Below are 519 nucleotides of genomic sequence, written 5' to 3'. Positions count from 1 at the left end.
TTGATGCACGTATGGATGAGGTGTATTGGGCTTGCTGCAAAGTGGAGAAACAGAGCAACGGGAACGAGGATCCTTATTATCGGGTGGAGACTTTGGGTATTGAAAATGTGACTAAACCTGAATTAGTGAGCTTGCCTGACGCGATCACGGATGGGCCTATTATTGGTGTCGGTAGTGGCTTTGACTACTCTGAACGTTTCCCTTCGGATGTAAAAGGGCATTTGGATAGTTTTGATGCTGAGATGAGACCAGAGGCTCATGCTATTTGTCAGCTGGCTCGTTATGCGCATTTTAAAGGTGTAGCAGGGCTACTAGAAGACGCGATGCCATCCTATGTCAGAAATACGGTTACATGGAAAAAACTGCCGGGTAGAGCCTAAGTGCTACTCGCTATATGGATTGATAGTTAAGGATTAAAAATGACTTGGTTTGAAGCAGTTATATTGGCACTTGTTCAGGGCTTGACGGAGTTTCTACCCATATCGAGCTCCGCTCACCTGATTTTGCCTTCACAAGTTT

The 519-nt window shown here is 45.3% G+C and carries 2 protein-coding genes; both read left to right on the top strand.

Annotated features, from left to right (window positions below; genetic code table 11):
* On the top strand, positions 1–380 hold a 380-nt coding region (locus A3757_RS04460), incomplete at its 5' end, for a tRNA (adenosine(37)-N6)-threonylcarbamoyltransferase complex dimerization subunit type 1 TsaB (protein WP_369819528.1).
* Between the two features lie 39 nt (positions 381–419).
* The coding region (locus tag A3757_RS25050) for an undecaprenyl-diphosphate phosphatase (protein ID WP_304439172.1) at positions 420–519 on the top strand (100 nt) is incomplete at its 3' end.

It is taken from the genome of Oleiphilus sp. HI0117, assembly GCF_001635235.1.
The sequence above is the reverse complement of the archived record's forward strand: the minus strand, read 5'-3'. Positions and strand labels throughout refer to the sequence as shown.